General features: G+C 52.9%; 6 protein-coding genes. 3 read left to right on the plus strand and 3 right to left on the minus strand.

Annotated elements, in window-relative coordinates; all coding sequences use genetic code 11:
• Nucleotides 1-33 precede the first annotated feature (33 nt).
• A complete protein-coding gene (locus WKI47_RS23955) occupies nucleotides 34-885 on the plus strand; it encodes a MurR/RpiR family transcriptional regulator (protein WP_340229691.1) in 852 nt (283 codons plus the stop codon).
• A 28-nt stretch (nucleotides 886-913) separates the two neighbouring features.
• Nucleotides 914-2,020: a tetratricopeptide repeat protein gene (locus tag WKI47_RS23960; protein ID WP_340229692.1), complete on the plus strand. Its 1,107-nt coding sequence runs from the start codon at nucleotides 914-916 to the stop codon at nucleotides 2,018-2,020.
• A 140-nt stretch (nucleotides 2,021-2,160) separates the two neighbouring features.
• On the opposite strand, the gene WKI47_RS23965 is transcribed toward WKI47_RS23960, so the two are convergent.
• Entirely contained in the window at nucleotides 2,161-4,350 is a 2,190-nt protein-coding gene (locus WKI47_RS23965; RefSeq protein WP_340229693.1) for an ATP-dependent Clp protease ATP-binding subunit, read from the minus strand.
• 745 nt (nucleotides 4,351-5,095) lie between these two features.
• Between WKI47_RS23965 and WKI47_RS23970 the strand changes: the two genes are divergently transcribed.
• The gene (locus WKI47_RS23970) at nucleotides 5,096-5,554 is read left to right on the plus strand and encodes an NUDIX hydrolase (RefSeq protein ID WP_340229694.1); all 459 of its coding nucleotides are present in this window, start codon (nucleotides 5,096-5,098) and stop codon (nucleotides 5,552-5,554) included.
• 270 nt (nucleotides 5,555-5,824) lie between these two features.
• Here WKI47_RS23970 and WKI47_RS23975 read toward each other — a convergent pair whose 3' ends face one another.
• Both WKI47_RS23975 and WKI47_RS23980 read right to left on the minus strand, forming a co-directional pair.
• Nucleotides 5,825-7,135: an NtaA/DmoA family FMN-dependent monooxygenase gene (locus WKI47_RS23975; protein ID WP_340229695.1), complete on the minus strand. Its 1,311-nt coding sequence runs from the start codon at nucleotides 7,133-7,135 to the stop codon at nucleotides 5,825-5,827.
• Nucleotides 7,136-7,695: 560 nt separating this feature from the next.
• On the minus strand, nucleotides 7,696-9,153 hold the full coding sequence (locus WKI47_RS23980; protein WP_340229725.1) for a 6-phospho-beta-glucosidase: 1,458 nt from the start codon (nucleotides 9,151-9,153) through the stop codon (nucleotides 7,696-7,698).
• Nucleotides 9,154-9,454 lie beyond the last annotated feature (301 nt).

Consider the following 9,454-nt stretch of genomic DNA (forward strand, 5'->3'; position numbering starts at 1 on the left):
TACGGCGTCGGGATGCGGAAAAGAGGGAGATCATTGCTGCTTGAAAAATTGCGCCGCGCCGAAGGATTTTCCGAAGCGGAACGGCAGATCGCCGGGTATGTATTGGAACGGCGCGAACAAGTGCTGGGCATGACGATCGCGGAACTGGCTTCGGCCGCCTACGCGTCGAATCCGACGATCGTGCGGTTATGCCGCAAACTCGGCGTCAGCGGATTTCGCGAATTCAAGATCGTGTTGTCTTCGGAGTTGGAACGTTCGGCGGGACATGAGAACGTCGACGCCAACAAGCCGTTCGGCCTGCAAGAAAGCTCGGATACGATCGCGCATCGCATCGCCGAGCTGACCCAGGCGACCGTGCGCGAAGGAGCCGAACTGCTGCAAGGCACCGAATTGGACGCCGCCGCGGCGATGCTGGACGCCGCGCGGAACGTGTATCTGTTCGGCACGGGAGATTCGATGGTGCGGGCGCTCAGTTTTCAAGGCAAGTTGCTCAAGATCAACCGTCTCGTGCAGGTGAGCAACCTGATGCAAGAGCAGGGCTATCACGCGTTCAACGCTTCGGCCGGGGATTGCGCGGTGTTTATCACGTATCACGGACGTCAGTCCGGGTACGCCGAATACGCCGCCACCATGAAAAAAAACGGCGTCGGCTTGATCGTCATTACCGCCAACAGCGAAGGCAAGCTGGCCGGACTGTGCGATTTGGTGCTGCCTTTGCCGCTCAGCGAAGATCCTTTTGGCAAAATCGCGACCTTTTCCTCCCAAATCTCGATCGACTACGTGCTTAACGTGCTGTATTCTTGTCTGTTCAATCTGCGTTACGAACATCATTTCGAGATGAAGCAAGCCGGACAGGCATACGCGGAGCGGACAAGCGAACCGTAATCCGAGAGCGAACGGAGGGAAGGCGGGCATGGATCAGACACGTCTGGACAATATCGAAGCGTTGTACGACGAAGGCCGCTATGAACAAGCTTTGACTGAAACTGCGCTCATTTTGAAAAAAGAACCCGAACATCTCAAAGCGGCGTTTATTCATGCGCAATGCTTGTGGATGCTGCATCGCCATGAAGAAGCGCTCTCGCAGACGCGTACGTTGATTGCGCGAGAACCGGAAAATCCGCTGCTGCATTGGCTTTGCGGCGATATTCAAGCGGATCTCGGCCGAACCGAGCAGGCCATCTCCTGTTTGGAGCGCGCGGCGGAGTTGGACGCTTATTTTTACTTTTATCCGTTGCGGTTGTCGCAAGAACGGTTCAAGCAGCTTCTGGCTATGCGAACGATCGGTTCCGCGCGGGGACCGTTCCGGGGCTTCCGCAAAGACTTCTCCGAAAAAGCCGAAGTTGCGCTTTATGAAGCGCAGCGGGCCGCAAGCTTGCGGCACGATCTGGCAGCGCCGCATATTCAATGCGGCAAGCTGCTCGCGTTGACCGTTCGTCCCCAAGAAGCGGAACAAGCTTTCGTGCAAGCGATCGCTTGCGATAACCGCAGCGCGGAAGCGCACGCGGCTTACGCCGACTTCCTGATGAGGCAAGGCGATCCCGAAGCGGCTGGGGACAGCCTGGACGCAGCGTTGCGGCTGGAACCGGATCGGCAGGACATGCTCGAACTGCGCCGGTTGATCGATCAAGGAGAGCAAGATCCGGGCGTCCTGCGGGATTACTGGCGTACCCAACTGCTGCATGCTTCGCTCGCGCCCGATCCTTCTTCGCAAGAGCTTCGGCGTCAAATCGGGCTGCTGATGCAGATCGGCGACGATCCTTCGCGCAAGTTCGAGCAGTATTTGCAACAGGAATCGGATGACGTTGCGATCCGCATGGTGTACGTCAATATGCTGTTCGAACGAAAAGACTACGATCAGGCGGCCAAGCAGCTTGAACAAGCCCGAAAAGAAGAGCCGAACAACCCGGAAATCCTAAGCCTGGACGAGCGGTTGAACAAACTCGGTTTCCGGCAGAAGCAGCTTGCGCCTTTGTTGCGGCGGAGCCTGGGGCTGAACCGCAAAGCGAAAAAAGATTGAATATCGGTTTTGGATTTTAGTTTTGAATTCTTGTTTTGAATCACGTAAAAAACGGCTGTCCCTTTACCGAATACCGGTTTGAGGGATAGCCGTTTTTTGGTTTGCCGTTCATTTTTTCGCTGATCGCAGCGGATTGCGGATCAGACTTCTTTACGCAGTTCGACGGAAGCCGGAGCCGAAGCGGCGACAGTCCGCACGACCGCGATTTGGCCGTCGACCAGTTCGACCGCGATCGCGGTGACGTCTTCGTCGTCCAGCAACAGATCGGTCACGCCGTCTTCGACGTGCTGTTGAATCATGCGGCGCAGCGGACGCGCTCCGAAAGACGGGTCGTAGCCCAGTTCGGCCAGCTTGCGCTTCGCTTCGTCGGCGATCTCCAGCGAGATGCCGCGCGCCGACAGATTGGATATGATCTCGCCGAGCATATTGTCGACGATCGTTACCAGATCTTCTTCCTTAAGCGAAGCGAACGGCACGATACCGTCAAAGCGGTTCAGAAATTCGGGGCGGAAATGTTGACCCAGCGTATTCAGGATCGAACGCGTTTCTTCCGATTTCGCGGTAAAGCCCATCGTGATTTTCTTTTCGGCTGCGGTGCCTGCGTTCGATGTCATGATAATGACCGTATCTTTGAAGCTGACCGTGCGGCCCTGGCTATCGGTCAGACGTCCGTCGTCCAGCACTTGCAGGAATATATGCTGAACATCAGGATGCGCTTTTTCGATCTCGTCGAGCAGGATGATGCTGTACGGATTGCGGCGCACTTTTTCCGTCAATTGACCGGCTTCTTCATGACCGACGTAACCCGGAGGCGAGCCGATCAGCTTGGACACGGAGTGGCGTTCCATATATTCGCTCATATCGAGGCGGATCATCGCTTCGTTGCTGCCGAACAGTTCGTCCGCGAGCGCTTTGGACAGTTCCGTTTTGCCGACGCCGGTGGGTCCGACGAACAGGAAGGACGCGATCGGCTTGCTGTCGCTCCGAAGTCCGGCACGTCCGCGGCGCACGGCTTTGGCTACTTTGTCGACCGCTTCGGTCTGTCCGATAACGCGGCTTTCCAGACGCGCGGACAGATTTTTCATTTTCCCGCGTTCGTCCGCTTGCAGTTTGCCGACCGGGATGCCTGTTTTGCGTTCGATGATATGCTGAATATCCTCGACGCTGACTTCCAGCACTTCTTCGGCCGGAGTTTCGCCGTTCAGTCGGGCGGTCAGAGAAGTTTCTTCATCGCGCAGTTCGGCGGCGCGTTCGTAATCTTCTTCGCGGGCAGCAGCCTCTTTTTCAACCTTGATCTGTTCCAAACGAGCTTTGATCTCATCCGTTCCGCCCGTCGAAGCACGCAGATTCAACTTGGCGCCGGATTCATCCAGCAGATCGATCGCTTTGTCCGGCAGGAAACGGTCTTGAATGTAACGGCTCGACAGCCGCACGCACGCTTCAAGCGTCTCGTCCGGGTAGCGGACGCCGTGGAATTGCTCGTATTTCGCGCGCAGTCCTTTGAGAATCTCGACCGTTTCTTCGGCCGTCGGTTCGTCGACCGTCACCGGTTGGAACCGACGTTCCAGCGCCGCGTCTTTTTCGATATGGCGGTATTCTTTGAGCGTCGTCGCGCCGATCACTTGCAGTTCGCCGCGTGCGAGTACCGGCTTCAACATATTGCCCGCGTCCATCGAACCTTCCGCGGAACCCGCGCCGACCAGCAAATGAATCTCGTCGATAAACAGCAACACGTTTTGGCGCTGCTCCAGCTCGGCGATCAATTGTTTGACTTTTTCTTCGAATTGACCGCGCACGCCCGTACCGGCTACGAGCGAAGCGACGTCCAGCGAGTATACTTCTTTGTTCAGCAGCTTTGCGGGAACCTGGCCTTCGGTGATACGCAGCGCAAGACCTTCCGCGATCGCCGTTTTGCCGACGCCTGGCTCGCCGATCAGGACCGGATTGTTTTTATTGCGGCGGTTCAAGATTTCGATCACGCGTTCGATCTCTTCGTCGCGTCCGATCACGTTGTCGATCTTGCCGTCTCTCGCCGCATCGTTCAGGTTGCGGCCAAGTTGATCGAGCAGACCGCCGCCGCGGCGACCGTTTTGCGCTTGAGCGCCTTGTTGGCTAGATTGTTGTCCGTTGGAGGACTGACCTTGCATGAAGCCTCGGAACAACTCTTCGAACGGAGATTGTCCCGATTGTCCCATGCCTGCCGCGAACGGTACGCCGCCGCTTACTTTGGCATAGCAATCTTCGCAAAGGAACATTTTTTCGGATTTATTGTTAAGGGTGAGGCTCAAACCGACGGTTGCTTGATTATGGTTACAGTGTTGACAGCGCATGAAGGCATGCCCCTTTCATAGGTAAAGGTTAGTTGTTTCTCAGATGGTTCAGGTCATGTGATTCAGGAAACGGCGGGTCCCTTCGGGTAGGAAAGAACCTGCCGGAATAGGGGGAATGAAAGTCAAAGGCTGCACAGAATCGAAGACCATTAATCGGAGCTTGCGTTCTTCAACGTCGTTCGTCAGGGTAAAAGTTTGATCTTTCGACCTGACTTTGACTTTCTTTGACCTTATTATACCTCGTGCACAATCAATGTCAATGCTTTTTCGGTTATTTTTAGTAACTTTGTTGAAAAAGGTGGGCATACGGCAATTGCAATCGAAAGTTGACTTTGAATAAGGTCCAACGTTTATAGTAAGAACAGCGGTTAGAAGCAGACAAGGAGAGGAGAGAGATGAAAGAGATGAAAGGAAAGAAGGAAAGCGGCCGAAAAAGAAGCGTAGAATATGCGCAGTGACCGAAGTGCGAACCTTCCGGCCGGGGAAATGATTCGATTGGAATTTCGCAAATAAGTACGGATATACACTTATTTGCTTTGAATTTTGCGATTTGGGAAAAATAGATACGAATATACACTTAATTTCTGCGTATCATGCGCTTTTTCTCCTTTTTTCTTCGAATAAGTGTAGATTTGCGCTTATTTGAAAAAGCGAAAGCAAATCGGGCGAAATAAATGTATTTGAGCACTTATCTCAACAATTCTTGTATTTCAACCCTATCAGACAGAACGGAGCCAGAACTATCATGACCGAACCTTTCAAGCGTGTTAGCGTCGCCCACGTCTTTTTCATCCAACAAGATCAAGTCCTACTTCTAAAAAGGCAAAATACAGGCCATAACGACAACCAATACGGACTCCCTGCAGGCAAAATCAACCGCGGAGAAACCGCCTCTCAAGCTGCCGTCCGAGAAGCGTTCGAAGAATGCGGCGCCATCATCGACCCTAATGACCTACAGCTAATGACAGTCATGCAAATCGGCCCTCCACATCCGGAAGCCGACGAACGCATCGATTTCTTTTTCCAAACCACCCGCTGGACCGGAGAAATCACCAACCGAGAACCGGATAAATGCCGAGAATTATCTTGGTTCCCGCTACATAGTCTCCCCGACACAACAATCCCGTTCATCAAACAAGTCTGGCAAAACGCCCAACAAGGCCAGTTGTATAGCACTTTCAACATGAACCCGGATAAGATTTAATACAAAAATGCCCTTCCGACACTTGCACGATTCCCCCTACATGAAAAAGCCGATTTCCGCCATCAAGCGGAAACCGGTCTTTTTCGCATCGATCTTTTCCTAGCTGAGCGAAGCGATGGGCGAAGGGAGGAATTCAGTGAAAGACGCCTTTGAACGCGAGTGAGACAGCGTCTTGAACGAATTTCTCCCGCAGCCCCCCGCGAAGCTAACGAATAGGAACTTGAAAGCCGACTAGCCGGCCTTGAAAATTCAAAAATCGACTTTTACGTGTTACCCGTTCAAGCCCAAGTGATCGCGCAATGTCTCACCTTCATACTCTTGTCTAAACAAGCCTTTTTCCGCAAGAAGCGGCACCAATCGGTCAAAGAACAGATTCACGCACGGAACAGAGCCGCCAGGCACCGCAATGAATCCGTCAACCGCGCCGTCTTCGAACCATTCCGCGATTTCCGGCACCGCATCCTCCGGCGTTCCGATAATGACCCAGTGCCCCGCGCTCAAGACCTCGGAACGTTCGATCAACTCGCCAACCGTTGGCTGCTCCCGTTCAATGACTCTACGAATCATATTCGCGTGGGTACGGCTACGCACAGGATGATCGGCCGGAGGGAGGTCGTCAGCCGTAATCCGTCGATCCAATGCCCATCCATTAAGATCGAGCCCGCTGATCGAGAGTACCGAAGCGATTCGCTGCTCGGTCGGCACATTGCCATGTGTTTCCCGATATAATTCATAGGCTTCTTCGCGCGATTCCGCCAAGAACATATGTAACCCTGGCATCGCCGCGATCTCGTCCGGGTTACGACCGTGACTGACCGCGCGCTCGCGCAGATCCAGACGCATTTCCATCCCCGATTCCTTGTCCGGCACAGCGAGGAATACCGCATTAGCCGTTGCTCCAGCCAGATACCGTCCCGATTGCGAAGCGCCTGCTTGCAGCAGCGGCATACTACCGTAACCCGGCGAAGGAACGTTAAGCGGTCCAGCTACCTTGAAGAACTTACCCGAATGCTCGACCGGCTTGATCTTTTCTGTATCCCCGAATACGCCCGATTCCCGATCCACAATCAAAGCTTCGTTCGGATAACTGTCCCATAGCTTCCGAACCGTCTCTACGAACTCACCGGCTTGTTTATAACGTTCATCCGCGGGCGGCATTTCGTCATATCCGAAGTTATAAGCACCATCCAGCGCCGTCACGACATTCCATCCCGCACGCCCATGACTGAGCCAATTCAAGGTCTGAAGCTGTCTGGCAATCACGTAAGGCGGGTTAAACGTAGTCGAGATCGTGGTAATGACCCCGATCCGCTTCGTCTCGCGCGCAATGATCGCCGCCAATAGCGTCGGATCGAGACTGCTCAATCCATGCGCGCCACCGACCGATTTCATATTCAAAAATAAAGCATCCGCTTTGAACACGAAGTCCAACTTGGCCGCTTCGGCTTTTTGCGCTAATTTCACATAATGATCCCCCGTAAAAAATTCATCGACTTCGCTGTCCGCCCGCAACCACGCGTTGCCGTTCAGCCAAGTCTGGGAAAGCGAAAATCCGATCTTGAGCCGCTTCTGGTTCCGCAAAATATTCACCTCTTGCTTCTATTTCAATAATGATAATCATTATCAATTATAAAATAGTATAAAACATTCTGCTTGTTTATGCCACACCGTACATCTATCCGAAAGAACGAAATAAACGCGAAAAACGAAAAAAAATAAACAAGCCAGCTTTTTTCTCCAACACGCAAAAAGCCGCTCGGCAAGGTTACGATTTTCAACGAAAACCATAGCCGTGCCATTACCCTGAGGGAAGCAGGGAGCGGCTTTAAACGGGATATTATAGGGATGATGAAATAGTCAAATTCCTTAATCAATTAAGCTTGCCCAAAATTTTGATTAATTAAAGTCAAAACGCATTCTAAACTACACTTTTCAAAGCTGGCAATAAGCTTTTGGGAAACTGTCCGATCGCGGATGAAGCTAGAAGCGGAGGGGGAAATTCAGTGAAAAACGCTTTTGAACTCGGAAAATATCCTTATTTAAATCCAATCCAGTTTTCCGAGTGAGACAGCGTTTTGAACGAATTTCCCCCGCAGCGCCCCCCAGCTTCCTTCCCGAACAGGACTTTCCCCAAATCAAGCTTATTCCACAACTTCCCCGTTACTCGCGATCACCCGCTTGTACCAATGGAAGCTGTCTTTCCGCGAACGGTCCAGCGTGCCTTTGCCTTCATTATCCTTGTCCACGTGAATGAAGCCGTAACGCTTTTTCATCTCGCCGGTGCCTGCGCTGACCAGGTCGATACAACCCCAAGGCGTATAGCCGATCAACTCCACGCCGTCGATGATCGCTTCTTTCATTTCCTTGATATGCTCGCGCAGGTATTCGATCCGGTAATCGTCATGGATCGAACCGTCGGCTTCGACTTCGTCAACCGCGCCCAAGCCGTTTTCCACGACCATCATCGGCAGGCGATAGCGATTGTAGACATTGTTAAGTACCCAACGCAGGCCTTGCGGGTCAATCTGCCATTCCCACGCGCTCGCTTTGAGATAAGGATTTTTGAGGCCCATCGACATATTGCCGCCGATTTTTTCCTGCTCGGGATCGGCGCTGACGCAGACCGAAGAGTAATAGCTGAACGTGTAAAAGTCGACCGTACCTTCCAGCAGCGTTTGCTCGTCGCCTTCAGCGATTTCAAGCTCAACGCCTTTTTCCGCAAAGTAACGCTTCGCAAAGCCCGGATATTCGCCGCGTACCTGCACGTCGCCGCAGAGGAAGTTGCCGATATTGTCTTTTTGCTGCGCGAGCAGCACGTCGTCCGGGTTGCTCGTCAGCGGGTAACTGCACATATACGCGATCATACAGCCGATCTTGAAATCCGGGTTGATCGAGTGTCCGAGCTTGACAGCTTTGGCGCTGGCTACGAATTGGTGATGCAGCGCTTGGAACCGGGCCTGATCGGAGCTGGAATTCGGATTGGTCAGCTCCATGCCGCCTTCGGGAAGCATCGCGCCCGCCAGGAACGTGCCGAACGGCATCGTCAGAATATTGATCTCGTTGAACGTCAGCCAATATTTCACGACGCCTTTGTAGCGATTGAACAGTGTCTCGCAGTACTTGACATAGAAGTCGATCACACGGTGGTCGGACCAACCGTTATAGTTCTGCGCGAGAGCGAAAGGCGCTTCATAGTGAGAGATCGTAACCAGCGGCTCGATGCCTTGCTTTTTCAATTCGGCAAAGACGTTATCGTAGAACTTCAGACCTTCTTCGCTCGGCTCCGTATCGTCCGCGTTCGGGAAGATGCGGCTCCAGGCGATCGATAGGCGGAACACTTTGAAGCCCATTTCGCCGAACAGCGCGATATCTTCGGCATAACGATGGTAAAAGTCGACGGCTTCGTGGCTCGGATAGTTTTCGCTCGGCAACAGTTCGGTCGTGATGCGGCGAGGAACCGTATGCGTGCCGGCCGTCATCATATCGGAAGTGCTCAGACCTTTTCCCCCTGCGTTGTAGCCGCCTTCAAGCTGGTTCGCCGCCGTTGCGCCGCCCCAAAGGAAACCTTCTGGAAATCCGGTCGGAATCTTGTAGCTCATCATTAAAGTTCCTCCTCAAAAAGATAAGGGCGCGGAAGCTCGGAACACGTACCATGACCGCTTAAGAGGTGAGGTTACGCCCCTCGAAAACCCGCTTAAACCGTACGGGTTTCCGATGGACGCAATCCTTAAATTTGATGCGGTCAAGGTACTGGTAGCTTGTCTCGAATTAATGTAGGTTACACTTGCCTAAAACTTACTAGAACCATGCACGTTTTAGGCAAGCGCAAACCTCAGATTAAAACAAGACAAGCTACTAGTATCTTGTCTCGAATTAATGTAGGGTTACACTTTCCTGAAA

Source organism: Saccharibacillus sacchari (genome assembly GCF_037722395.1).
Taxonomy (GTDB): domain Bacteria; phylum Bacillota; class Bacilli; order Paenibacillales; family Paenibacillaceae; genus Saccharibacillus; species Saccharibacillus sacchari_A.